This is a genomic window from Microbacterium sp. M1A1_1b, assembly GCF_053345565.1.
This window is the reverse complement of sequence record NZ_JBKFAJ010000003.1, coordinates 193411-217432: the sequence shown is the minus strand read 5'-3', so window position 1 is coordinate 217432 and position 24022 is coordinate 193411. Positions and strand designations below refer to the sequence as shown.

General features: G+C 69.9%; 20 protein-coding genes. 7 read left to right on the top strand and 13 right to left on the bottom strand.

The annotated features are described in order from the left end of the window. Positions 1–59: 59 nt before the first annotated feature. The 8 genes from ACLBWP_RS09600 to ACLBWP_RS09565 all read right to left on the bottom strand — a co-directional run bounded on the left by ACLBWP_RS09600 (position 60) and on the right by ACLBWP_RS09565 (position 8848). Positions 60–1256, bottom strand: coding sequence for an oligosaccharide flippase family protein (locus tag ACLBWP_RS09600; protein ID WP_447654991.1), 1197 nt, complete (start codon positions 1254–1256; stop codon positions 60–62). Positions 1257–1322: 66 nt separating this feature from the next. Next, positions 1323–2465, bottom strand: coding sequence for a glycosyltransferase (locus ACLBWP_RS09595; protein WP_243562368.1), 1143 nt, complete (start codon positions 2463–2465; stop codon positions 1323–1325). Further along, positions 2462–3028: a serine O-acetyltransferase gene (locus tag ACLBWP_RS09590; RefSeq protein ID WP_243562366.1), complete on the bottom strand. Its 567-nt coding sequence runs from the start codon at positions 3026–3028 to the stop codon at positions 2462–2464. Before ACLBWP_RS09590 ends, ACLBWP_RS09595 begins: the two co-directional genes overlap by 4 nt. Beyond that, positions 3025–4086 (bottom strand): glycosyltransferase family 4 protein, encoded by a 1062-nt coding sequence (locus ACLBWP_RS09585; protein WP_447654990.1) that lies wholly within the window; start codon positions 4084–4086, stop codon positions 3025–3027. Before ACLBWP_RS09585 ends, ACLBWP_RS09590 begins: the two co-directional genes overlap by 4 nt. A 63-nt stretch (positions 4087–4149) precedes the next feature. Next, the gene (locus ACLBWP_RS09580; protein ID WP_243562364.1) at positions 4150–4776 is read right to left on the bottom strand and encodes a WecB/TagA/CpsF family glycosyltransferase; all 627 of its coding nucleotides are present in this window, start codon (positions 4774–4776) and stop codon (positions 4150–4152) included. 171 nt (positions 4777–4947) lie between these two features. Beyond that, positions 4948–6414: a sugar transferase gene (locus ACLBWP_RS09575; RefSeq protein WP_447654989.1), complete on the bottom strand. Its 1467-nt coding sequence runs from the start codon at positions 6412–6414 to the stop codon at positions 4948–4950. Positions 6415–6427: 13 nt separating this feature from the next. After that, positions 6428–7321 (bottom strand): hypothetical protein, encoded by an 894-nt coding sequence (locus ACLBWP_RS09570; RefSeq protein WP_447654988.1) that lies wholly within the window; start codon positions 7319–7321, stop codon positions 6428–6430. A 72-nt stretch (positions 7322–7393) separates the two neighbouring features. Continuing rightward, on the bottom strand, positions 7394–8848 hold the full coding sequence (locus tag ACLBWP_RS09565; protein ID WP_447654987.1) for a polysaccharide biosynthesis tyrosine autokinase: 1455 nt from the start codon (positions 8846–8848) through the stop codon (positions 7394–7396). Between the two features lie 152 nt (positions 8849–9000). Between ACLBWP_RS09565 and ACLBWP_RS09560 the strand changes: the two genes are divergently transcribed. The 3 genes from ACLBWP_RS09560 to ACLBWP_RS09550 all read left to right on the top strand — a co-directional run bounded on the left by ACLBWP_RS09560 (position 9001) and on the right by ACLBWP_RS09550 (position 12088). Further along, positions 9001–9723, top strand: coding sequence for a CPBP family intramembrane glutamic endopeptidase (locus ACLBWP_RS09560; RefSeq protein ID WP_447654986.1), 723 nt, complete (start codon positions 9001–9003; stop codon positions 9721–9723). Between the two features lie 44 nt (positions 9724–9767). Continuing rightward, a complete protein-coding gene (locus tag ACLBWP_RS09555) occupies positions 9768–11117 on the top strand; it encodes a PP2C family protein-serine/threonine phosphatase (RefSeq protein WP_447654985.1) in 1350 nt (449 codons plus the stop codon). 83 nt (positions 11118–11200) lie between these two features. Continuing rightward, positions 11201–12088: an alpha/beta hydrolase gene (locus ACLBWP_RS09550; RefSeq protein ID WP_447654984.1), complete on the top strand. Its 888-nt coding sequence runs from the start codon at positions 11201–11203 to the stop codon at positions 12086–12088. Positions 12089–12693: 605 nt separating this feature from the next. Here the strand turns inward: ACLBWP_RS09550 and ACLBWP_RS09545 are convergent. The 5 genes from ACLBWP_RS09545 to ACLBWP_RS09525 form a co-directional block, all read right to left on the bottom strand. Continuing rightward, complete coding sequence (locus ACLBWP_RS09545) at positions 12694–13014, bottom strand: hypothetical protein (RefSeq protein WP_447654983.1); 321 nt, start codon at positions 13012–13014, stop codon at positions 12694–12696. 196 nt (positions 13015–13210) lie between these two features. Further along, positions 13211–13768: an arsenate reductase/protein-tyrosine-phosphatase family protein gene (locus ACLBWP_RS09540; RefSeq protein ID WP_447654982.1), complete on the bottom strand. Its 558-nt coding sequence runs from the start codon at positions 13766–13768 to the stop codon at positions 13211–13213. A gap of 2 nt (positions 13769–13770) precedes the next feature. After that, positions 13771–15060 carry an adenylosuccinate synthase gene (locus tag ACLBWP_RS09535; protein ID WP_447654981.1) on the bottom strand — a complete coding sequence of 430 codons (1290 nt, stop codon included), beginning with the start codon at positions 15058–15060 and terminating at the stop codon, positions 13771–13773. A 163-nt stretch (positions 15061–15223) separates the two neighbouring features. Beyond that, positions 15224–15394, bottom strand: coding sequence for a hypothetical protein (locus ACLBWP_RS09530; protein ID WP_447654980.1), 171 nt, complete (start codon positions 15392–15394; stop codon positions 15224–15226). Between the two features lie 131 nt (positions 15395–15525). Further along, a complete protein-coding gene (locus tag ACLBWP_RS09525; RefSeq protein WP_447654979.1) occupies positions 15526–19152 on the bottom strand; it encodes a S8 family serine peptidase in 3627 nt (1208 codons plus the stop codon). 153 nt (positions 19153–19305) lie between these two features. Between ACLBWP_RS09525 and ACLBWP_RS09520 the strand changes: the two genes are divergently transcribed. The 4 genes from ACLBWP_RS09520 to ACLBWP_RS09505 all read left to right on the top strand — a co-directional run bounded on the left by ACLBWP_RS09520 (position 19306) and on the right by ACLBWP_RS09505 (position 23969). After that, entirely contained in the window at positions 19306–19956 is a 651-nt protein-coding gene (locus ACLBWP_RS09520) for a TetR/AcrR family transcriptional regulator (RefSeq protein ID WP_447654978.1), read from the top strand. Beyond that, positions 19953–20681, top strand: coding sequence for a hypothetical protein (locus ACLBWP_RS09515; protein ID WP_447654977.1), 729 nt, complete (start codon positions 19953–19955; stop codon positions 20679–20681). Before ACLBWP_RS09520 ends, ACLBWP_RS09515 begins: the two co-directional genes overlap by 4 nt. Next, complete coding sequence (locus tag ACLBWP_RS09510) at positions 20678–22747, top strand: YhgE/Pip family protein (RefSeq protein WP_447654976.1); 2070 nt, start codon at positions 20678–20680, stop codon at positions 22745–22747. Before ACLBWP_RS09515 ends, ACLBWP_RS09510 begins: the two co-directional genes overlap by 4 nt. Before the next feature lie 223 nt (positions 22748–22970). Continuing rightward, positions 22971–23969 carry a LacI family DNA-binding transcriptional regulator gene (locus ACLBWP_RS09505; protein ID WP_447654975.1) on the top strand — a complete coding sequence of 333 codons (999 nt, stop codon included), beginning with the start codon at positions 22971–22973 and terminating at the stop codon, positions 23967–23969. The last annotated feature ends 53 nt before the right edge of the window (positions 23970–24022 follow it).

The window sequence follows — 24022 nt, the reverse complement described above, 5'->3', positions numbered from 1 at the left end:
ACGATTCGGCGCCTCGCAGATGCCAGCCGGTGCCGCCAAAAAGCAAAGCCTCCATTGGTTTAGAGAAGCCGGAACAGGAGTGCGCCGAGCGCCGCGAGGACGAAGGTTATGACCGTCGCTCGTACCGGCGCAGCTTTGCCACAGGCGACAATGAGCAGCGCGAGCAGCACAATTTCTCGAGCGAGGAAGAACCACGCCGCGAGGACAATGCTATGGGCGGCAGCAATAGCGATCGGCACTGCAAGAACCACCCCGACAACTTTGATCGGCGCTCCCCACTGCAAACGGCCACGCGCCATCAAAACCGGGGCAAGTGACCATGCGACAGTGGTAATGAGGATACTCAGCGAAGCGGGGAAGACCGCTTCGAGCGGCTTCGACCACGATTCGTCGAGGAGGGGACGGAGAACGAAACGGGTCCCGAGGTCCAACGCGACGATCAAGACCACCGAGAGCGCTACTGCTCGGATCAGCAGGTGGTCAGCCTTCGTGCGGACCTCGCGAAGCTCCTCGACCCCATCGAGTCGCACTCGGAGAACGTTCGCGGTCGACGAGGACACCGCGTCACCCGGATTGCGCGCGACCGCCATGGCGAGGTTGTAGGACCCGAGAGCCGCAGTTCCTGCCACCGCGCCGAGAAGAATCCGGTCCGCCTGGCCCTGCAACCACCCAAGGATGAAGAACCACGACGCATGTCGGAACTCCGCCGCCAGGGTGCGTCCCGCACCGATAGTGCGCAAGTGCTGAAGCATTCCAAGTCGTACCGCGGATCGATGCGCGAATACCGCGAAGAGCAGTTCCGCCAGGAGCACCTGAAGGGCCGCGCCTAGCAGGCTCTTCGTGAGGAAGAGCACCGGCAGCGACACGACGAGCGAGAGTCCCGCAACCCCCAGCTGCAGGTTCGCAAGGCTCCGCCAGCGATCGGCGCGCTGCAGGAAACCGAGAGGGATGATTGCGTACGAATTGGCCACAGGCACAGCGATCAGTGGGAGGAGAGCGACGATCTGCGGATGCAGGCTAGTTGGGAACACCAGCCAGAGGACGGCGAGCGTGGCCGTCATTGCGACCACGCCGCAAATGCTCGCCCACCTCCTGTACCGCAGCAAGAAGTCGTAGGAGTTCTTGTTGGAGAAGCTCGGGACCACGACCTGACGGATGGCACCGTCGAGAGCTGAGTAGTAGAAGGTCAAGACAAGCATCGGCCATGCGTAGAGACCGACGACAACGGGAGTCACGTACTGCGCCAGCAGCACCATGAGGAGTGCGCTTGCTAGTCGCGGGAAGACTCGCTCGATGAGCGACCAGATCAAGCTGCGCACAGATCAGCTCACAACTTTGGTGGTCAAGCCGTCGCCATACAACACGAGCTCCCATGCGTCGGCGCCGGCACTGACTGTGCGATGACCATCGAAGAAGGACGAAGCGTTCTCTCCCTGTCGCGCGACAGCTGACGAGTCGGCAAGCAGCGAGTCGAGGGCACGTCCGATGCTGTCAACGTCACCCGTCGGCACCACGACTCCAGCGTCGGCGCGCATGACGTCGAGCGCAGCCTGGCCCGAGGCTGAACCGAGGTGGAAGACTCCGCGCCCAGCTGACATGGCGGCGTACACCTTGGACGGAACGCAGGTTCCGGTCATCTCTTCGGACAACGCAACGACGTGAAGGTCGGCATCTCCGTACGATCGCTGGAGTTCCGTCTCAGGAACAAAGCCCCCGATCGTGATGTTGCTTGCGGGTCGAACTGCGAGCCAGTCCCGAGCACGGTCGACTTCGGCGCCGGAGCCGCTGATGAGGAGTTCAACGCCGGGTCGGTCAGCAACTGCGGCAATCAGCCCCTGCAGAGGGTGGAGCTCCCGAGCGGAGCCCGAGTAGAGCAGACGGAGCGGCTCACCGGACTGTCGAAAGCGTGCCTGCCGCTCCATCTGGCGATGCCACAGCGGGATGACATCAGCTGGGCGATGTGCCAGTCTCTCTATTCGCGAGGCCATGCAAGATCCGATCGTCACGATCTCGGCGGTCGTCCGCAGGGCGATGAGCTCTACGGATGTTCGAGCGCGGGTCAGGATGTTCTTGCTCGGTCCGGCCAGCCGGTACAGGTCCATCACCCAAGCAACGTCGCGGACCCGCCCCCGGCTGAGACGTCGCGCGAACAGCCCGACCAGCGGCAGGCCAGAGGGTACATCGACGCTCACGAAAGCCTGGAGGCGATGGCCCTTCCGCACGACGACGCCCAGGAGCCTGAAGATGAACGACAGTTCGCTTCGCAACCGGCGAATCTTCTCAAGCCCGTTTCCACCCGCGGAGACGATCGACTCCGCGGGTATACCGATCACGCTCACATTCCGTCCGCGACGACGCAGTTCAGATGCAAGCTCTCCGATGACCCGGGCCACGGCGTCTCGCTCTGAAGCCGCGTAGGCGTAGGCAAAGACCACCAGATCTCGTTCAGGTCGGCCACGGGTCATGGGTTGACGCTCCGAGCCGGATTACCGACCACCGTGTCTCCCTCACGAACGTCTCGAACGACGACTGCCCCTGCTCCGACGCTCGCACCTCGGCCGATGGTGACTGCTCCGACGATGAGCGCTGTGGTCCCGATGTCGACGAAGTCGCGCAGGAACGGCGCGTGCTGCTCAGGACGCTTGTGACCGATGACCACCCCGTTGCGCAATACAACTCCCGTCCCGATCAGCGCGCGATCATTCACAACTAGTCCTGTTCCGTGAAAGATTGTGAGCCCCGGCCCCACGCGCGTCTTCGGTCGGAGTTCAATACCGAGGATGAATTCGGTCGCGAACCGATACATCGCTACAGCTGGGTAGGACCGCCGACGTGGATGCGCTCGGTCTCGGATGAGGTACTGACAGATCCGGAATCCGATGAGCACGACCCGCGATTTCGGATCCCCTCGATTGGCACGCAGATCGGCAGCCAGCGTCTCACGCATGCCGCGGAAGGACCGGAACGCCACCAAGGCAGCCCGCTCCTCGTCTGTGCCGATCCCTACCAGCGGAGCTGACTGATTCACGCTGCGTCCTTCTGCACGGACTCGATGACGTCGTTCCAGGCCGCACGGAAAGTGGCTCTGGAGTACTTCTGATCGAACGCTCGTCTCGCGCCCTCAGACGCGAGCCGGTGACGCTCGGGGTCGGTCGCGAGCAGCGAGACCGCTCGCACCGCCTCGTCGACCGTCGCCTCTGACAACAAATATCCGTTCTCTGGGCCAACCATCTCGCCTATAGCCCCCACGTCGGAAGCAACCACAGGCACGCCAAGGCTGAACGCCTCGACGATGGTCAGCGGTTGCGCCTCGAAACGATACCGCGACGGGAACACCAGGAGTTGCGCTCCTGCGAGCACGTCCCACTTGTCCTCGCCGAATCTCGGCCCGAGGAACTGCACGCGCGAGGCGTGGCCCGAGCGCACGACGCGCAGCTGTAGCGCGTCCGCCAGCGTTCGGTCTGCCGGCTGCCCCACGAGGGCAAACGTCAGCTGATCAGAACGGTCACAGAGAGTGATCGCCATATCGACGAACACGTCCGCGCCTTTCTCTTCCAGCAGGTTCGAAAGGAAGAGGATCGGCCCGCTCGTGTTCATACCGTCAGGCCGCCGACGTGTTTCGGCAAAGCGGTCAGGACGGTCGTCGATCGTGTTCGCGATGACGACGATCGTTCGCTTACCGACAAACGGCGCGATGTCGGCGACCAACGAATCAGCAAGGCAGACCGTTGTTGCTCCGTGCGACAAGAGACGTTGCACCATCCACCGCCAGACCTTCCCGCGGGCCGCAAGGTCGGAGTAACCGCTGGTGTGCACGTAGTTGACAGTCGGCACACGGAACAGCCGAAGCACTTCACCCAGCACGACGTCCACGAGGAAAGAGAACGATCTGTTCGTGCAGAAGAAGATGCAAGCATCGGGACGGCGGACGACAGCCAGAGCCAGCCGGAGAACGAGTGACGGCACTGCGACGATCTTTCGGAGCGACAGCGCACCAACCTCGTCCACCGCTCTGCTGAAGCGTCGGTCAACGAGCTTCGTCCGGCGGCCGTCCTCTGCCAGGACCTCCAGGAGGATCTTGGTCATGATCGTCGAGCCGTGCGTCGGCGGTGGCACCTGGCTGATGACGACGACCTTCTTCGTACCCAATTAGTGGTCCCGCAGGACGGCGCCGAGGAAGACGAAGTTCCCGATGAGGTATCGACGCCAGAGTCTCTTGGGCTCGGACAAGAGGCGGTAGAGCCACTCGAGTCCTGCTGAGGTCATCCACACGGGCGCCTCTCGCTTGGTGCCAGCGGTGAAATCGAAAGCCGCACCGACCGCGCAAGCAACGCTCCCGAGTTCAAGCGCAAGTCGCTGAACCTCATGGTCTTGCTTTGGCGTCCCGAGCCCGACCCAAACGATGTCCGCACCAGACTCCCTGATCAAGGTGTCCTGAGTCGCAACTTCGTCGCTCGACAGCGTGCGGAACGGTGGGCTGTAGACTCCGACAATCTGGACGCCCGGAAACTTTGCGCACAGATTCTCTTGCAGCTTCACGAGAAGGTCGTCGGACCCTCCGAGCAGGAAGTGTCTGACATCGGCGGCACGGCCCGTGTCCATGACGTCGAGGAAGAACTGGGGCCCACGAACTTGGTGGAGACGCCTCTTCGAGAACCGAGTGACCCAGCTCAACGGCTTCCCATCGGGAAAGTTGCACGCGTCCCCTTGCAGTGCGCTTCGGAATCGATCATCGCTCTGAGCGAGAGCGATTGAGTAGGCGTTCAGCAGATGCACGGCTGCACCATTGTGTTCCGACCTGCTCAGTGCCACGACCGCCCGAGAGGCGTCCTCTGGGGTTGCGATCAGGAGTGGGAGACCGCCGAGCGACCGGGTTTGAAGTTCGCCCAGCGGGCCAGGATGGCGTTGCGGCATTTCGCGACTTTCTCGATTGGACAAGGCGGGTGCTCAGTAAGCACCGTCGCTACGGACAACGGCTTTGATGGTGCGCCAGAGAATCAGCAAGTCGCCCACCAGCGACCAGTTCTCGACGTAGAACAAGTCGAGACGTACCGAGTCTTCCCACGAAAGGTCAGACCTACCGCTCACCTGCCACAGACCTGTCAGCCCGGGCTTCACCAAGAATCTACGGTGGACGTGGGTTTCGTACCGCGCGACCTCGGCGGACAACGACGGGCGCGGCCCCACGAGGGACATCTTGCCCTCGACCACGTTGAACAGCTGCGGCACCTCGTCCAGGCTGTAGCGCCGCATGAACGCCCCGACACGGGTCACCCGGGGGTCGTTGCGCATCTTGAACAGCACGTCGTTGCCCTCGGCACGGTCGAGTGCACTGAGCTCCTGCAAGCGGTCCTCGGCGTCGACGACCATCGAGCGGAACTTGACCATGTGGAAGGTGCCACCGTTCAGCCCGACGCGCTCCTGCAGGAAGAACACCGGCCCGGGCGAGGTCGCCTTCACGAGCAGGGCCAGGACCAGCAGCACCGGCGACAGCACGATGATCAGCAGCGCCGACCCGATCAGGTCGAACGCACGCTTGGTGTAGAGCTTGCGGCCCGAGTAGGTCGGCGTCTCGACGTGGATCAGCGGCAGTCCCTGCACCGGGCGCGTGTGGATGCGCGGACCACCGATGTCGGTCAGGCTCGGGGCGACCACCAGGTGCTGCCGGCCGGGCTCGAGCGACCAGCTGAGTTCGCGGACGCGCTCAGGGGGCAGGTCGTCGGAGCTGGTGATGACGACGGTGTCGGCGCCGGTCTCACGCAACGCCTCGCTCACGTCGTCGAATCCCCCGTGGCTCTGGATCGTCGAGCCGGGCAGCAGTCCGCGCAGCCCGGTGGACACCGCGGCGCCGACCACCTGGTAGCCGGCCTCGGGCGAACGGCCGAGTTCCCGCCCGATGTGCAGCACGCTCGCCGGCGATCCCACGAGCAGGACGCGCGCCGAGTACGCCCCGCGCTTGCGCTGCGCGACGAGCCATTGGCGCCACATCCAGCGCGACACCAGCAGGACGAGGATGCCGATCGGGAACGCGATCAGCACGTAGCCGCGGGCCAGGTCGACGTGCAGCAGGAACGCGGCGATCGCCAGCAGCCCGAACACCCGGACGCTGGAGTCGGCGACCAGCCGGTACTCGGCGCTGCCGACACCGATCACGCGGTCCCCGCGGGTGTCGTACAGCGCCAGTGCGCTCATCCACACGACGATCACCAGGATCGAGATGCCGAAGTAGCTCAGGCGCAGATCAGCGGTGTTGGTCGCCAGGTTCGACCCGAGCCCGAGCCAGGCGATCTGCACGCCGAACACGACCCAGATCAGGGCGAGCAGGTCCGTGAACAGGACGCCGCGCGAGTAGCGGCGGCTCCAGTCGTCGGTCGTGCCCTGCGCCTGCGGCGTCCGGACCGCGTCGGCGGTCATCCCGGGCTCACCGTCACCACGACGCCCCGCCGTCCGCCGACACGGCAACCGTGTCGCCGGCCCACGCCCACAGGCTCGTGCCCGCCAGGTCGATCGCGACCGATCCGCTGCTCGTCCCCTCGGTCCAGCACCCGACCGGGCTGACCGCCGACGACGCGGTGACCTTGACGGCCGGCAGGCTCAGGACCTCGACCCCGGCGCAGGTGGCCGCGCCGGTGCGCGCGAGCGTGTAGGTGTTGCCGGCGTCGGCGATGGACTGGATCCCCGCGATCGGTGCCGTCACCCACGCGCCGGTCCCGCTCCGCCAGGCGACGCTGTCCGAGCACGCGACCAGGGTCGTGTACTGCCCCTGGTAGGCGTCGACGGGGTCGGTGCACGGCGACGCGATGCGCCCGCTCTTCAGCTGCAGCGCCGTGTCCGTGACCCCGGCACCGGCACCGCCGGGCTGACCGGCTGCCCAGGTCGCACCGTCGTCGGCACTCGTCCGGACGGTCGCGGCGCAGTCGTCACCCACGCCGACCAGGACCGAGACCCCGGTCGTGGTGGCGCGCAGCCCCGTCAGGGCGCGCACGTCGTCGCCGAGCGCGACGGCGACCCAGGTCGCCCCGCCGTCCACGGAGTGCTCCAGCACCGCCTTGCCGGCGGAACACGACGTCCTGGAGGCTCGCCATGCCTCCTTGCCGTCGACGGCGGACAGCAGACGGCTGGCTGACGCATCGTCTGCCGCACCTGCCGACGGCGTGGCCGAGGCGCTGGGCGTCGGTGTCCCGCTGGGCCGCGCGGAGCTCGAGAACGTCGGGATCGGCCCGGCCGGACCGTTCTGCGCGGTCGCGGTGCGACCGAGTGCCAGCGAGACCAGCACGACGTCGACGACGATCAGCGCGACCACCGCGACGGCGACCCACACCAGTGTGGTCCGCGGCAGTGACCGGCCGAGGCCTCGGGTCCCCCGGCGAGCATCCATGTCCCCCAGCTCCGATCAGCGTTCCGCGCGGCGCAGGGCGTTGAGCTTCCTGCCGATCCGCTTGGGCGGCCGGACCGCGTCGGGAGCGGCGGCACCGTCTTCTTCGTTGGTGCCGTACCCGTAGCCGTACCCGTAGCGGCCGTAGCCGTAGGCGCCCGGACCCTTGACCGGCATCATCGTGATGACGAACCCGGCGATCGGTGCGCCGACGTTCTCGAGCGAGGCGACGGCGGCGGCGAGCTGGCCCTTGTGGGTCTTGCCCGAGGCAACCGCCAGGATCGCGCCCGAGGCCTTCTTCGACAGGATCGCGGCGTCGGTGACGGGCAGCAGCGGCGGCGCGTCGAACAGGACGTAGTCGAACTGGCCCTCGAGCCGCTCGATCAGTTCCTGCATCGACCGCGAGCCCAGCAGCTCGGACGGGTTCGGCGGGATCGGGCCGGCGGGCAGCACGACCAGGTTGCCGCGACCCCAGGGGTGTGCGACGTCCTCGAGCTCGGCGCGACCGATCAGCACGTCGGTCAGGCCGGCGCTGCCCTCGACGTCCATGTACTCGGCGACGCGGGGACGGCGCAGGTCGGCGTCGATCAGGATGACGCGGAAGCCGGCGCTGTCGAGCGCGATGGCCAGGTTGGCGACCGTGGTGCTCTTGCCCTCGGACTGCATCGACGAGGTCATCACGAAGGTGCGCGAGCCGGTGCCCAGGTCCAGGAACTGCAGGTTGGTGCGGAGCGTGCGGAAGGACTCGGCACGTGGGCTGCGCGGGTCGACCTGCACGATGAGCGGACGCTCCGAGGCCTTGCTGTCGTAGGCGATGCCGCCGACCACCGGCTTCTCGCTGATCTTCTCGACGTCGAGCTCGGTGCGCACGCGGTTGTCGAGCGTCTCGCGCAGCACGGCGATGCCGACGCCGAGCGCCAGCCCGACCAGCAGCCCGAGGGCGACGTTGACGGGCACGTTGGGGCTGATCGGCTTGCTCGGCACGTCGGCCTGCTTGACGCGGGTGAGCTTGACCGTGCTCGAGCCGTTGGCGTCGGTGGCCTCGATGTCCTGCACGACGTTGGTCAGGCTCTGCGAGGTCGCGTTCGCGATGTTCGCCGCCTGCACCGGGTCCGTGTCGTTGACCGAGATCGAGATGAGCGTCGTGCTGGTCGGCGCGGTGGCACTGACCATCGTCGCCAGCTGGTCGGCGTTCATGTCGAGCTTCAGCGTCGAGATGACGGGCAGCAGCACGATGGGCGTCGACACCAGGTTGGAGTACGTCAGCACGCGCTGCTGCGTGAAGGTGTTGCCCTGGGCCAGGTCACTGGCGCTGCCGGAGGTCTCCGTGGAGACGAACACCTGCGCTGATGCGGAGTAGACCGGCTTCTTGACGAGGGAGAACCCCGCCGCTGCTGCCACTCCGACGAGTGCGAGCACCAGGATGAGGACCCATCCCTTGCGCAGCACTGTGATGTAGTCGCGTAGCTCCACGCGCCTGCCTTCCCCGATCCGAACCGTTCCTGTGGTCCCGACACAGGCAGACCGGGATACTCCCAGCACACGGCATTCAAATAGTGCCACATGTCCGAGGGGTTCTCGGGAGTTCACCGCGCCAGGCGGCCTCGGTCCTCTACGGTTGCCGCATGAGCTCCGAGCCGGCCCGCCCCACCACCGAGCCCTCGACCACCCGCCAGCGCGAGCTGATCGTGCTGCTCGTCGCCCTGGGTGTCGCGGTCGTCCTGGCCCGGGTCGTCGGCGGGTTCACCCGGTCTGGTGGCATCCCGTCGCCGGTCCTGCAGGTGCTCGCCGCGGACCTGGCGGTGTGGGTGCCGCTGGTGGTCGGTGTCGCCTGGGTCCTGCGCCGCAGCGACCGCTCGACGTTCAGGTCACGCTTCCGTCTCGATCTCGGCGACGCGGTCTTCGCGCTCGGCATCGTCATCATCTGCCGCGTGGTCGACGTCGCACTGTCGATCGCGTTCACGGGGACGACCGGCCTGACGCCCGCTCCCTCGCTCGGCGAACCGCAGGTCGGACTGCTCGTGACCTCGGCGATCGGCGTCGTGCTGGTCAGCCCGGTGCTCGAAGAGGTCTTCTTCCGCGGGGTGTTCCAGCGGCGGCTGGCTGCCGAACTCACCCCGCGCACCCGGTTCCTGGCCGTCCTGCTGACCGCGTTCCTGTTCGGGCTGCTGCACCTGCTGCTCGGCGCGGCGACGACGACCAACGGTGGCGTGCAGGTCTTCGTCACGACCTTCCTGCTCGGCACCCTGACCGGCACCCTGGTCGCGATGACCGGCCGCATCGGGGGCGCGATCCTGGCGCACGTGCTGTTCAACGCCGTGGCCGTCGTCGCGACCTGGCCGCGCTGAGCATCACGGCGGTGGACGTCCCGTTCCACTAATCTGGCCTGAGCATGTCTCGCCCAACCAGCATCACCGACAGCGCCCTCGTCCGACAGGTCCCGATCAGCGTCCTGCTCGCCGTCGCTGTGCTGGTCAGCGCCCTGGTGCCGACGATGCAGGCCACGGACACCGGGACCTTCCTGACGAGCATCCTGGTGGCAGCGGTGGCCACCGTCGTCGCAGCCGTCGCCGCCGCGATGCCGCGCGTGGTCTGGCTGGTGCCGGTCGTCCTGGTGCTCGACTTCGCCGCGATGGCACTGCTGCGGACGGGAACGGGCGCGAACACCTCCGTCTTCACCTCGCTCGTCGTGCTGCCCGTGGTCTGGTGGGCGTCGCTGTCCGGCTGGCGCACGATCCTGTGGTCGGTGCTCGGTGTGGTCGCGGTGATCCTGGCCCCGTACGTGCTGCTGCCGTCGATGGTGCCGAGCATCAGCGAACTCGTCCGCCTGGGCATCACCGCGACGGTGTTCGGCACGGTCGCCGTGGTGGTGCACGAGCTCGCCCGACAGGCCCGGTCGAGCGTGCGGCGGGCCGAACGCCGCGAGAAGACCATGGCGGCCGAGATCGCCCGCGCCGCCGAGGTCCAGCGATCGCTGCTGCCCACGCGCACCGGTTCGGGCGTGATCCCCGAAGCCGCGCCCGACGACGACGCGATCCGGGTCCGCACCGCCGGTGACCTCGACGTGGCCGGCGCATGCCTGCCCGCACGGAGCGTCGGCGGCGACTTCTTCGACTGGTACGCCACCGAGCACGGCCTGGCGGTCACGCTCGGCGACGTGATGGGCAAGGGCGTCGGTGCCGGGCTGATCGCCGCCGCCGTCCGCACGACCCTGCGGAGCGCCCGCACGGTCGACGACCCCTCCGAGGCCCTGCGCCGGGCGTCGGACGGGCTGAGCGCCGAGGACGGCGGTGGCATCGTCGCGTTCACGACCCTGTTCCACGCGCGGCTCGACGACGACGGCACCCTGCGCTGGGCGGACGCCGGCCACGGGCTGAGCTTCGTGCTGCGCGCCGACGACGGGGTCGAACGACTGCGGTCGGTGGACCTGCCGCTCGGACTCGGGATCCGCGACGAGTGGGCGACGACCGCGGACCGTCTGGAGCCCGGCGACCTGCTCATCTCGTTCAGCGACGGGGTGCTCGACCTGTTCGGCGGACGCGACGATGCCGTCGATGCCGTCGCAGCGATCGCCCGTCGTGACGGTCACCGTGAGCCGGCCACACTCGTCGCGGCGCTCTCCGACCTGGCGGACGAGGTCCCCCACGACGACGACGTCACGGTCGTGGTGCTCCGGCGGCAGCCGGCGCACGCCGAGCTCCGGGCCGTACTCGGCCCGGTGGCGGCGACCACCACGACCTGAACGTCCCCACCGTCTGCGCTGGCGATCCGCCCAGACCCGGCCCCGGGCCTCCCGTCCGGTCCTGCGGCTCGTCAAGATGAGCTGTGCCCACCTCGCTGACCCGACGCGCCCTGCTCGCCGGCGCCGGTGCCGTCGCTCTCGGCGGCGCCACCGTCGCCGCGGTGGACCTGCGCGTCGTGCCGGGGCGTTCGACGATGTTCCGCGTGCTGGGCCTGGACGGCACGGACGGCACCGTGCCGGACGTCACGCCGACGCCGACCGCCTCGGGGTCGTTCGTCTCGCACGCGCGCCAGGGCCGGACGGTGGGCTGGAGCATCACCGCGCCACCGTCCGAACACCCGCTGCCCGTGGTGGTGGCGCTGCACGGGTACGGCGACGACCACCGCGAGTTCACGAGCAGCTCGCTCGGCTACGACCGGTTCCTGGCGCAGCACATCCACCGCGGCGGTGCACCGTTCGCCATCGCGGCCGTCGACGGCGGCAACCGGTACTGGCACCGGCGCGCGGACGGCGAGGACCCGGCCGGCATGGTGGTCGACGAGTTCCTGCCGCTGCTGCGCGACCAGGGGCTCGACGTCGACCGCCTGGGCTTCACGGGCTACTCGATGGGCGGCTACGGCGCGCTGTACCTGGCGGGAGCGCTCGGCTCCGGGCGAGTGCGGGTGGCATCGGCGCTGAGTCCGGCGCTGTGGAAGTCCGCCGGCGACACGGCCCGCGGAGCGTTCGACGACGCGGCGGACTTCCAGCGGAACACGGTCCTGGGGCGACAGACGCGACTGCAGGGAGTGGCGGTGCGGGTGGACTGCGGGACGGGGGACGGCTTCGAGCCGGCAGTGCGCTCGTACGTGGCCGGGTTCGCGGCCGGGCACCGGCCGGCGGGTGGCTTCGAGCCGGGAGGCCACACCCACGGCTACTGGCGCCGTCTGGCTCCGGCGCACATCGCGTTCCTCGGCGCGCACCTGACGGCGTGAGCGGGTGCGGCCGGCGCGGGGCCGGCCGGGCTTGCGCTCGGTGCGAGGTTGACGGGCCCGTGCGGGGCAACAAGCCCGCACCAGGCGCGCAGCGCGGCACCACTCACCAACCGCGCACGGTGCGCGCTGGTGCCGCCCACCACACGATGGGAGGCCCGGCGCACGACGCGAGCACGGCCTCCAGCCCGGTCCGTGCGAGGTTCACGGCCCCGTGCGGGGCAACAAGCGCGCACCAGGCGCAGAGCGCCGCACCACCCACCAACCGCGCACGGTGCGCGTTGGTACCGCCCACGACACGACGGGAGGCCCGGCGCACGACGCGAGCACAGCCTCCAGCCCGGACCGTGCGAGCTTCACCGCCCCGTGCGGGGCAACAAGCGCGCACCAGGCGCGCAGCGCCGCACCACCCACCAACCGCGCACGGTGCGCGCTGGTACCGCCCACCACACGACGGGAGGCCCGGCGCACGACGCGAGCACGGCCTCCAGCCCGGTCCGTGCGAGGTTCACGGCCCCGTGCGGGGCAACAAGGCCGCACCAGGCGCGGAACGCCGCACCACCCCCGCGCCGCAGCGCGTGGGACGCGCGGGACGCGCGGGACGCGCTCTAGTCGACGGAGCGGATGACCGGCGGCAGCATGACGTGCAGGCGCTCCGCCAGGTTGGTCTGGGCGTCCTCGAGCGATGCGAAGTCGCCGACGACCATGCCGAACGTGTCCGAGGCGACGTAGCGGCCGCCGAGCTTGTCGACCGAACCACCGAAGTAGCCGCCGTAGTTGGCGATCCACTCACCGTCGGACTCCTGCGTCCAGGTGAGCTTCGCGCGGGCCGCACGGGTGCTGGTGGCGGCCACGGCGTCGAGCACGGCGATGGTGTCCACCGTCTCGGTGTCGAGGGTGAGTTCGCGCTGGGTCGTGGTGGTGCTCATGGCCGTGCTCCTGTCGCGGTTCGGGGTACGTCGTGCGGTACCCCGAACCTAGGGCGTCGACCACGGTGTCCGCCATGCAGCCCCGTGGATTCACGGCTCCCGTTCACCGCCTGTTCGCGCCGGGCCCGCATTCCGCGGGACAACGGGCCACGGTTCGGGGTACATGTCCCCCACGGGGATGCGCAGAACGGCCGCGTCAGGCGACGGCGCGCAGTGCGTCCGCGATGATCGTCAGCGCCCGGTCGATCTCGTCGGCGACCCGCTCGTGCGTCGCCGTGGAACGACGGTAGGGGTCGTCGACGTCGTCGTCCGCGGGGTCGGCCGGCGGCGGCACCGTGCCACGCAGCCGGGCGACGCGCTCCACGAGTGACTGGGGCGTCGTGACGTCGGCCAGGTCGCCGGGCTCGAGCCCCTCGAGCACCCGCGCGAACTGCTTGATCGTGAACGTCCGCTTCGAGGCCCGCGGCGCGAGCTGCACCGCCGCGGCACGGTGCGAGCGCTCCGCCGTCAGCACCAGGTCGGCGCCGTCGACGATCGCCGGCGTCAGGTAGCGCGACGCGTGCGCCGACGGGTCGCCGCCGAGCCGCACGGACTGCTCGGCCGCGGCACCGTCCATCGCTGCCCCGTCGTCGGCGATCGTGCCCGCCGACTCGACGACGAACGACGGTGCCGCCGCACCCAGGCGCGCACGCAGGACCTGGGCCCCGAGCGGCGACCGACAGATGTTGCCGCTGCAGACGAACAGGATCCGCACGCTCACGACCCCAGCAGGTCGTGCCGGACGACGATCGCGTCGCGCCCGGGGCCGACACCGATCGCCGAGATCCGTGCGCCCGACATCGCCTCGACCGCCAGCACGTAGTCCTGGGCGTTCTGCGGCAGGTCCTCGAACGACCGGGCGCCCGTGATGTCCTCGGTCCAGCCGGGGAACTCCTGGTAGATCGGCTTGGCGTGGTGGAAGTCGGACTGGTTGACCGGCACCTCGTCGACCCGCTGCCCGTCGACCTCGTACGCCACGCACACGGGGATCGTCTCGAGCCCGGTCAGCACGTCGAGCTTGGTGAGCACGAAGTCCGTCACGCCGTTGATGCGCGCCGTGTACCGGGCGATCGGGGCGTCGTACCAACCGCAGCGCCGCGGACGCCCGGTCGTGGTGCCGAACTCGAAGCCGTTGGCGCGCAGGAACTCGCCGGACTCGTCGAACAGCTCGGTCGGGAACGGACCGGCGCCGACACGCGTCGTGTACGCCTTGACGATGCCGATGATGCGCTCGAGCTTGCCCGGGCCGATGCCCGAACCGGTGGCCGCCCCGCCCGCGGTGGCGGACGACGAGGTCACGAACGGGTAGGTGCCGTGGTCGACGTCGAGCATCGTGGCCTGGCCGGCCTCGAACAGCACGGTGTCGCCCCGCTCGAGCGCCTGGTGGATCTCGAGCGCGGTGTCGGCGACCATCGGGCGCAGGCGGTCCGCGAACGACAGCAGCGACTCGACGACCTCGTCCACGTCGATCGCGCGGCGGTTGAAGACCTTGACCAGCAGGTGGTTCTTCTGGTCGAGGGCGGCTTCGACCTTCTGCCGCAGGATGTTCTCGTCGAAGATGTCCTGGATGCGGATGCCGACGCGGTTGATCTTGTCGGCGTACGTCGGGCCGATGCCGCGGCCGGTGGTGCCGATCTGCCGCTTGCCCAGGAACCGCTCGGTCACCTTGTCGATGGTGCGGTGGTAGTGCGTGATGACGTGGGCGTTCGCCGACACACGGAGCTTGGAGACGTCGACCCCACGGGCCTTGAGCGCGTCGAGCTCTTGGAACAGCACCTCGATGTCGACGACCACGCCGTTGCCGATGACCGGGGTGACGCCCGGCGTGAGGATGCCGGAGGGCAGCAGGTGCAGCGCGTACTTCTCGCCCCCGACGACGACCGTGTGCCCGGCGTTGTTGCCGCCGTTGAACTTGACGACGTAGTCGATGCGGCTGCCGAGCAGGTCGGTGGCCTTCCCCTTGCCCTCGTCGCCCCACTGGGCGCCGATGATGACTGCTGCGGGCATCTGGTTCTCCTCACGTTGGCGGAGGACCGCACGCGACCGTTGGTCGGTGGTCCACCCGAGTCTATCGGACGGCCATCTGCTGGCCACCCGCCACAGGACAGACAGGAGGCCCGGTGCCAGCTGGCACCGGGCCTCCCGTCCGTCAGATGGTGACGAGCGTCACTCAGCCGCGGAAGAAGTCCGCGTAGCTGGGGTCACCCACCAGCTGGCTGTGGCCCGGCTGCGCCAGACGTTCCTCGACCATGGCCTGGATCACGTCCGGCGGGGTCAGTCCGCGCCGACGCCACTCGATCGGGTTCGCGCGGAGCTGGGAGAGGTCGTTCTGCGGTCGCATGGGACCACCGTGGCAGCACTTCACTAGTTTGTCTAACTACTTGTCCGCTCACCGCACACAGCGCCGCGCAGAAGGACAGAAGACGCCGGATCCCGAACGGGACCCGGCGTCTTCCGGAGCGTGCCGCGCGACTAGCGGCGGGTGACCTTCGCGGTCTTCGCGGAGGTGGCGGAGCCGGTCTGGTAGCCCTTCGCCGTTGCCGTGACCGTCACCTGGAAGCGGTGGCCGACGTCGGACGAGCCGAGCTTGTACCCCTTGCCGTCGGCACCCTTGACCGCCTTGCCGTCACGGAGCCACTGGTACGAGTACGTCACACCGCGGGCGTTCCAGTCACCGTGCTGCGCGGTCAGCTTCTTGCCGACCAGCGGAGAGCCCGACACCGTGACCGCGCTGCCCGGACGGAGGGCCAGGACGGGCTGCGCGACCGAGGTCCCGAGCGTGTCCGCCTGGTCGCCGACCGCGTTGTGCAGGTGCAGCAGCAGGATGCGCGGGGTCGACGTGGTGTCGGCGGCGCGGGTCACCTGCAGCGATCCGGCGTCGGAGAACAGCACGCCGGCGGTGCCACCCTGGGCGAAGGACAGCGACGGGGCGGACGGGTCGAACGTGGCCGTGCCCGTCTCGTCCACCACGGACGAGCCGTCCGTGGCGCGTGCCGGAGCGTAGGCCGACTCGGTCAGCACCGAGTAGTCGAACGCTCCCGTGACGCCGATCGCGTCCTGCGACACGGTCAGCACCTTCACCGCGCTGTCGAACGTGTTGACGTCCTGTCCGGGCGCCCCACCGTTCAGCGGCTGGGCGTCGAGCGTCTCGCCGGTGGCCAGGTCGATCGTCGTCGCGAACGTGGCGTCCACCGCGGCCGACTTGGCGTCGTACACCAGGTAGTCCGGCGTGCCGTCACGGTCGGCGTCGATGAGCACCTCGACGTTGGTCACGGCGCCGGGGTTGGCGTCTGGACCGGCCGTCTGCACCCCGAACGCCAGCGTGCCGTCGGCCGCACTGGCTCCGAAGGCGCGGACGTCAGCGGCCTGCAGCGACTGCTTCGCCGAGCCGTCCGCGAACGTCTCCTGCGGGTCCGTCCCACCGAGCACGAACGGTGCCACCAGGGCTCCGGTCACGCCGCGGCCCGTCAGGGTCACGTCGGCGCTCGTCGTGTCGGCAGCGAAGGTGACGTCCCCACCGTGCACCGCGCTGACCGCCTTGGGAGCGGCGTAGGTCGCCAGCCGCAGCGGGTTCAGCTTGCTGTCGGTCGGGGTGAAGGTCACCAGCCCGGTGGCCGCGGCGACGAGCTCCCGCTCGTAGCCCTGCTGGACCGACTCCTGCGTGGGGTCGATCGTGCGGGTGAGCTTGGTCGGGTCGGCGATCGTCATCGTCAGCGTGACGGTGGCGGTGCCGTGCGGGACGACCGTGACGCGCTGCTTGTCGACCGTGAACGCGACACCCGTCTGGGCGACCCGCGACTGGTACGCCACGTCGTACGTGTGCGGCCGGCCGTCGGTGTTCTCGATCTGCAGGGTGCGCTTCTCGGTGGTCGGCGAGGCGACCTCGACGACACCGAACGACGCCGTCACGAGCTGGTCGTTCTCGACGCTGCGCACCGTGGTGCCGGCGGTGACCGCCTGCAGCGCGTCGACCCGGCCGGTGCCCTGGCGCAGCAGGGTGGCGTTGCCGTCACCGTCGCGCACGTCGTGCGTGGCGGTGTTCATGAGCGTCGCCTTGACGTCCGGAGCGGACCACGTCGGGTGCGACTCGAACGTCAGCGCGGCGATGCCGGCGACGTCCGGGGTCGCCATCGAGGTGCCGCTCATCGACATGCGGCCGTCACCGGTGCCGTTGGCCGCCGAGATCACGTTGACCCCGGGACCGGCAACGTCGGGCTTGACGATGTCGTCGAACGAACCGTGCACGCCGCGGCTGGTGAACGACGCGAGCGTGTTCACGGCGTCGGCGTCGGTCGCGAGCTGGAAGCCCTTGAGCTCGTCGGCGAACCGCACGTGCAGGGTCCCGGCCTGGGCCGCGGACTGGAGGCTCGCAGCACTGTCACGGGTCAGCTCGGCACCCGGGATGGTGGCGTTGCCCGCGATGCCCGAGTCGAAGGTGTTGATCGTCCCGGCGAGCAGGACACCGACACCGCCGGCTGCCTGCACGTTGCTGAAGCGCACGCCGGAGCCGCACTCCAGCTGCGCGTCGGTCCACTTGAGCCAGACGACCTTGCCCGCGATCGCCGCCGCGTCCTCGGCGCTGAACGCCGCACACCCGTCGACGTTGCTGGTCGGGACGACGACGTCGCCCTCGACGGGCAGCGTGCCCTGGTAGTTCTGCGAGTACTGCGCGCGGTACGTCTTCGCGACGTCCGCCGGAGCGGTCGCCTGGACGCCGTCGTACAGGCTCTGGCCGGTGGCGCTCGCGGCGACCGTCAGGGCACCCTCGGCGTTCCCCGGCGAGCCACCGATGTCGGTGAAGTCGTCGGCGTTGCCCGAGGCGATGACGGGCAGGACACCGCGGGCGGTGAGCGCGTCGATCTTCGCGTTGTCGGGGTCGTCCGGTGCGCCGTAGTCCGAGCCGAGCGACAGGTTCAGGACGTTGATGTCCTTGCCCTCGGTCAGCGCCTGGCCGACCCAGTCGAGCGCAGCGCCCGTGACGTCGGTCGAGCCGCCGTTGTCGCCGAAGACCTTGAGCGCGTACAGGCCGGCCTCGGGCGCGGTGCCCGGGCCGATCCACATGTCCTGCACGGTCTGCGTGGTCAGCTTCTTGTAGTTGCCCCGGAAGGTCTTCTTGTCGGCGTCGAGCCCGTAGCCGGCGATGGTGCCCGACACGTGCGTGCCGTGGTCGCCGCCCTTGCCGTCGATGGGGTTGTCGTCCGGTGCCGGGGTCGGGTCGTAGTCGGGGCTCGACGGGTCGGCGTTGTACGTGGGGCCGGCGAAGTCGTAGCCGCCCAGGAACTTCTGCGGGTCGTACGAGCCCGCTGCCGGAGCGCCCGTGTTCGCCAGCGCTGCGGCGTAGGCGTCCGCGGTGCCGGGGCCGCCGAAGTCCGCCTGCGTGTAGTCCAGGCCGGTGTCCAGCACGGCGACGTTGACGCCCTTGCCGGTGTGGCCGGTCTGCTGCCAGGCGTCGAGGGCCCGCGTGTAGACGTCGCTGGCCGCGTTCTTCGGGGTGACGCCGTCCGCGCCCGGCTTGACCAGGTCGGGGTCGACGCCGCTCGGGGCCGCGGTGGTGCTGTCGTTGACCGTCGGCTGGACGATCTTCTTCGGGGTGAGCGGGATGACGCTCGCGACGTCGGAGCGCTCCGCGACCTTGCGGAGTGCTGCGACGTCCGCCACGACGGCGACACCGGGGACGGTGTACTCGGTCGTGTACAGCTCGGTCGCGTCGCCGTCGGCCGACTGCACCGCGGCCGTGACCTGGTCGGTCGTCGACGTGATGGCCGACACCCGCTGCTTCGCGGCGCTCGACTGGGTCGTCGACTTCGTCAGGTCGCCGCCCTTGGCCTTCGCGTCCACGGCGAGGGCGCCTTCGCCCGTCGTCCGAACGAAGGCCGCGATCGTGCTCTGCGGCTTGGCGTCACGCAGGGGCTGCGCGAGCTTCAGGTCCGCCGACGACAGGCCGGTCGGTGCTGCGACGGCTGCTCCACCGACGGCGAGTCCGCCGCAGGCCAGGGCGCCGGCTGCCACCAGGGCGGTCGCGACGCGGGTGAAGCGGCGGGTGTTCGGGGTCCTCGGGTTCTCGGGTTCGTTCGGTGTTGCACGGGTCACTGGGGGCACTTGGAGCTCCGTCCGTGTTGCTGGGGAATTGCCCCGAAGCTATGTGCTTCCACTCAGGCGGGGGAGTCGGCACTTCGGGGGACGTCCCCTGAACAGGGGTACCCCGAACCTCTGATCTTGCACAGCAGTGTGCACGTTAGTACGATGGGGTGCGTGACCACTCCCGAGCCCTCGACCCGTGCCCCGCGGCGCGACGCGACCGAGAACCGCGCTGCGCTGATCGACGCCGCGAAGACCGTGCTGCAGCGGGATCCGGACGCCTCGCTCGAGTCCATCGCGACCGCCGCCGGGCTGTCCCGCCGTGCGGTCTACGGACACTTCCCGTCGCGTGACGACCTGGTCCGCGCCGTCGTCACGGCCGGCGCCGCCCGTGTGGCGGGAGCGATGCCGACGCCGTCCGACCTGCGCGACCTGCCCCCGGCAGCGCGCATCGCGGCCATCGCCGTCACGCTGTGGTCCGAGGTGTCGCACGTCCGTTCGATGGCGCGCATCGCCGTCAGCAGCCCGTACAGCGAGTCCGTGGCGCAGGTGTTCGCGTCGCTGCGGGCCCAGGTGCGGGACGCCTGCGCGCTCGGGATCGCCGACGGCTCGATGCGCAACGACGTCTCCGCCGACTCGCTCGGCCGCCTGGTCGAGGACGCGTGCATCGCCGTCCTCGACGAGGCCACCCGGTCGGGCACCTCGGACCACGACGGCCGGCGCATGGTCGTCGTGTCGGCGCTCGGCATCGCGGGCATCGACTGGCGCACCGCACTGCTCAGCGAACCCGCCGACACCACCACCCCCACGGAGGCCCCCGCGTGACCACCATCGAGATCCAGGACGCCGGCATCGGGGACGAACCGGGCGCGGCACTCCCCCGCGTGTCCGCCGTGGCCGGTCCGTACCGCCCGGGCATCGTCGCCGTCGAGACCGAACAGGCCCCGGTGCTGGCATCGCTCGTCGCCGGCGGGCGGATGCACGCCGAACACGGGCGGGTGCTGCTCGACGGCCACGAGGACCCCGCGGCGATGCGCCGCACCGTCGCCCTCGTCGACACCCCGGGCGTCGCCGAACCCTTCCCCGTGATGACGCTCCGCCGCATCGTGCGCGAAGAACTCGCGTTCGCCGGGCAGCGCCCCTCGCGCCAGCACGTCGACACCGTGCTCGACGAACTCGGCATGACCACGTACGCCGACACCGCCGTGCAGCGCGTCCCCACCGCGGTGCGGGTCCGGCTGCTGGTCGAGCTCGCCCTGCTGCGGGATGGCGTGACCGCGCTCGTCATCACCGCACCCGAGCGCCACGGCGGCGCGGTCGACAGCTGGTTCGCCGTCGTCCGTGACGTCGCCGCGCGCGGCATCACCGTGCTGCTGGTCACCTCGAAGGCCGCGGCCGAGACCGCCGAGCGGCTGCTGGCGACCATCCCGGTGCCGCACGACGGCCTGCCCGACGAGGGCAGCCCCGAAACCCCCGGTCCCGACGACGCGACCCTTCCCGACGGAGACGCCCCGCGCCTCCAGACCGCTCCTGTGGAGAACCGCTCGTGACCACCACCTCGCTCGTCCGCGCCGAACTCGCGCGCCTCACCGCCACCCCGCTCGCCCGGCTGGCGTTCCTCGCCCTGATGATCGTGCCGCTGCTGTACGGCGGCGCGTACCTGTGGGCCAACCGCGACCCGTACGCGGCGCTCGACAAGGTGCCCGCGGCAATCGTCAACCAGGACGCCGGCGCGACCCTCGACGGCAAGCGCGTGGACTACGGCACCGACGTCGCAGACCGTGCGATCGACGGTGCCGACTTCGCGTGGAAGCAGACCACCGCGGCCGACGCCCGCTCCGGGGTGCGCAACGGCACGTACGACTTCGTCGTGACGATCCCGCACGACTTCTCGGAGTCGCTGGTGTCCGCGCAGTCGGACGACCCGAAGCGCGCCGAACTCGTGATGACCACGGCCGACACCAACTCGTACCTGGCCTCGACCATCGCCGAGCAGGCGGGCAAGACCATGCGCACCGCCGTCGCCGAGCAGGTCGGCAAACAGGCCGCCAAGACCCTGCTGGTCGGGCTGGCCGACGTGCGTGACAGTCTGGGCGACGCGGTCGACGGTGCTGGGCAGCTGGCGTCCGGCGCAGCCTCGGCGTCGTCGGGAGCGGACCAGCTGGCGTCCGGCAACGCGGCGCTCGCGTCGGGTGCGGCGTCGCTGGCGTCGGGTACGGCGTCGCTGCCGGCGCAGACCACGAAGCTCAACAGCGGGGCACAGCAGGTCGCTGCCGGGGCGTCGTCGTTGTCGAGCGGGTTGCAGTCCGCGGCTGACCAGACGGCGGCGTTGCCGGCGCAGACGGCGCAGCTCAACGGTGGCGCGAAGACCCTGTCCGAGAACCTCGCCGTGCTCGCGGGAACGACGGACCCGGCGCTCGACGCGGTGAACGCACTCACTCCGGAGAGCGTGTCCGCAGCGATCGAGCAGGCCGTCACCGACCAGGGCGTGACGCTGACCCCGCAGGCGAAGGCCGCGATCGAGAGCGGCGTGAAGACCCGCCTGGACGACCCCGTGACCCAGAAGCGACTGGCCGACGCCAAGACCGGCCTGCAGGGCATCGACAGCCTGCGAGACGGGTCAGCCCAGCTGTACGCGGGCACGCAGCAGCTCGCCGCGGCGGCGCCCACGCTGTCGAACGGGATCGCGTCGGCGGCGTCCGGCGCCTCGTCGCTGTCGAGCGGGGCGTCGCAGGTCGCGTCCGGCACCTCGGCGCTGGCCGCTGCCGCACCGAAGCTGTCCGACGGGGCGGCGCAGTTGTCGACCGGAGCCGCGACGGCGTCCTCGGGTGCCGACTCGCTGGCGTCCGGGCTGCACACGCTGCAGGACGGCTCCACGAAGCTCGCCGACCAGCTCGACCAGGGGCGCACGAAGATCCCCGCATCGACGGCCTCGCAGCGGAACGACCAGGCGTCGGTGATCTCCGACCCGGTCAAGGTCGGCGACGACAACGTCGCGGCGGCGGACAACTACGGCGCCGGCCTGGCACCGTTCTTCATCTCGCTGGCAGCCTGGATCGGCATGTACGCGCTGTTCCTCATCCTCAAGCCGATCTCGAAGCGGGCGATCACCGCCGTGCGGAAGCCGCTGTCGATCGTCCTGGGCGGGTGGTTCACCCCCGTGGTGCTCGGGATCGTGCAGATGGTGGCGCTGTTCTTCATCGTGCGGTTCGCCCTCGACCTGGGTGTGCAGCTGCCCGTCGCGACGATCGGCGTGATGGTGCTGGCCTCGGCGACGTTCGCGGCGATCCTGATGGCGCTCAACGTGCTGCTCGGGTCGGTCGGACAGTTCCTCGGCCTGGTGCTCATGCTCGTGCAGCTCGTCACGGCTGGCGGCACCTTCCCCTGGCAGACGCTGCCCGGGCCGTTGGCAGCGCTGCACTTCGCCCTGCCGATGACGTACTCCGTCGATGCGCTCCGGCAGACGATGTACGGCGGGTCGATGAGCGCCGCGTGGTCGGACGCTGGCGTGCTGGCGTGCTGGATGCTCGGCGCGCTGCTGGTCAGCTTCGTGGTGGCCTCCCGTCAGGGCCGCGCCCGCACGCTGCGCGACCTGCGCCCGAGCCTGATCGGGTAGCGCGCGCGGCCGCGCTCCGCCGCGCTCCGCTCGCGATCCGCGGATCGCACCCCGTGGCGAACATCGCGCTCCGTTCCCGCGGGGCGCGATGTCTGCAACGGGGTGCGAAGCCGCGCGGCGCGAGCGTGCGAGCGGGACGCGCCAGCACGACTGACGCACCCTCACGAAGCCACCAGCGACGCACCGATAGCATCGAGGGACGAGCTGGAGGTCGATGCCGACGATGCCTGACGCGAAACCCGCGACGATCTACGACGTCGCTGCCCGCGCGGGGGTGTCGAAGTCGCTCGTGTCCCTCGTGCTGCAGCGCTCCCCCCGTGTCAGTGAGCAACGCCGGGCTGCCGTGCTGCAGGCCATCCAGGAGCTCGACTACCGTCCCTCGACCGCGGCCGTCTCCCTCGCCGGCACCCGCAGTCGCACGATCGGCGTGGTGCTCGACGACTTCCGCAACCAGTGGTTCGTCGACCTGCTGACCGGCCTGCGCGAGTCGCTGCAGGACCAGGGGCACCGGCTCGTCGTCGCCGACCGGTTCCTCAACACGGGTCTCGACGCCTCACCAGTCGAGGGCTTCCTGTCGATGCGCGTCGAGGGCATCGTCATCGCCGGCGAGCCCGACACCGACCTGGCGATCCCCGCCTCGATGCCGCTCGTCATCGCCGGCGGCCGCGTGTCGATCCCCCGCGCCGACACCGTCGCGAACGACGACCGTGCCGGAGGCCGCATGGCCGCCGACCACCTGCTCACCCTGGGCCACCGCACGCTCGGCTTCGTCGGGGCGGGCTCGGCCGCGTCCCTGGAACGTCGCGCGGGGTTCGAGGCCGGCGTGGCGGACAGCGGGACCGACGCGACGGTCGTGACCACGATCCTCCCGGGCGAGCTGACGGAGGACGCCGGCCTGCACGCCGCACGAACGCTGTTCGAGGAGCACCCGGAGGTCACCGCGCTGTTCGCAGCGAACGACGTGATGGCACTGGGCGCCATGTCCGCATTGACCGAGCGCGGGCTGCGAGTCCCCGAGGACGTCTCCGTCATCGGCTACGACGACACCCCGGTGGCAGCGACGCGCTACGTCGGCCTGACGAGCATCGACGACCGGTCGGTGGAGATCGGCCGTGGGGCGGGCGAGCGACTGCTCGCGCGGATCGCGGACCCGTCCGTGGTTGCGCAGGAGTACCTGGTCGAGCCGCGGCTGGTCGCGCGGCGCACGACCGCCACGCGCTGACGCGGCCTGGAGGCCCGGCTCGGCCCCGGTGCGTCAGCCCGGCTCACCCTCGG

Bases quoted from the DNA above. Each gene is read 5' to 3' on its own strand.
- ACLBWP_RS09575 (WP_447654989.1), bottom strand. From the start codon at position 6,414: ATGACCGCCGACGCGGTCCGGACGCCGCAGGCGCAGGGCACGACCGAC.
- ACLBWP_RS09595 (WP_243562368.1), bottom strand. From the start codon at position 2,465: ATGACCCGTGGCCGACCTGAACGAGATCTGGTGGTCTTTGCCTACGCC.
- ACLBWP_RS09535 (WP_447654981.1), bottom strand. From the start codon at position 15,060: ATGCCCGCAGCAGTCATCATCGGCGCCCAGTGGGGCGACGAGGGCAAG.
- ACLBWP_RS09585 (WP_447654990.1), bottom strand. From the start codon at position 4,086: ATGACCAAGATCCTCCTGGAGGTCCTGGCAGAGGACGGCCGCCGGACG.
- ACLBWP_RS09560 (WP_447654986.1), top strand. From the start codon at position 9,001: ATGAGCTCCGAGCCGGCCCGCCCCACCACCGAGCCCTCGACCACCCGC.
- ACLBWP_RS09530 (WP_447654980.1), bottom strand. From the start codon at position 15,394: ATGCGACCGCAGAACGACCTCTCCCAGCTCCGCGCGAACCCGATCGAG.
- ACLBWP_RS09545 (WP_447654983.1), bottom strand. From the start codon at position 13,014: ATGAGCACCACCACGACCCAGCGCGAACTCACCCTCGACACCGAGACG.
- ACLBWP_RS09505 (WP_447654975.1), top strand. From the start codon at position 22,971: ATGCCTGACGCGAAACCCGCGACGATCTACGACGTCGCTGCCCGCGCG.
- ACLBWP_RS09555 (WP_447654985.1), top strand. From the start codon at position 9,768: ATGTCTCGCCCAACCAGCATCACCGACAGCGCCCTCGTCCGACAGGTC.
- ACLBWP_RS09600 (WP_447654991.1), bottom strand. From the start codon at position 1,256: ATGGTGCTGCTGGCGCAGTACGTGACTCCCGTTGTCGTCGGTCTCTAC.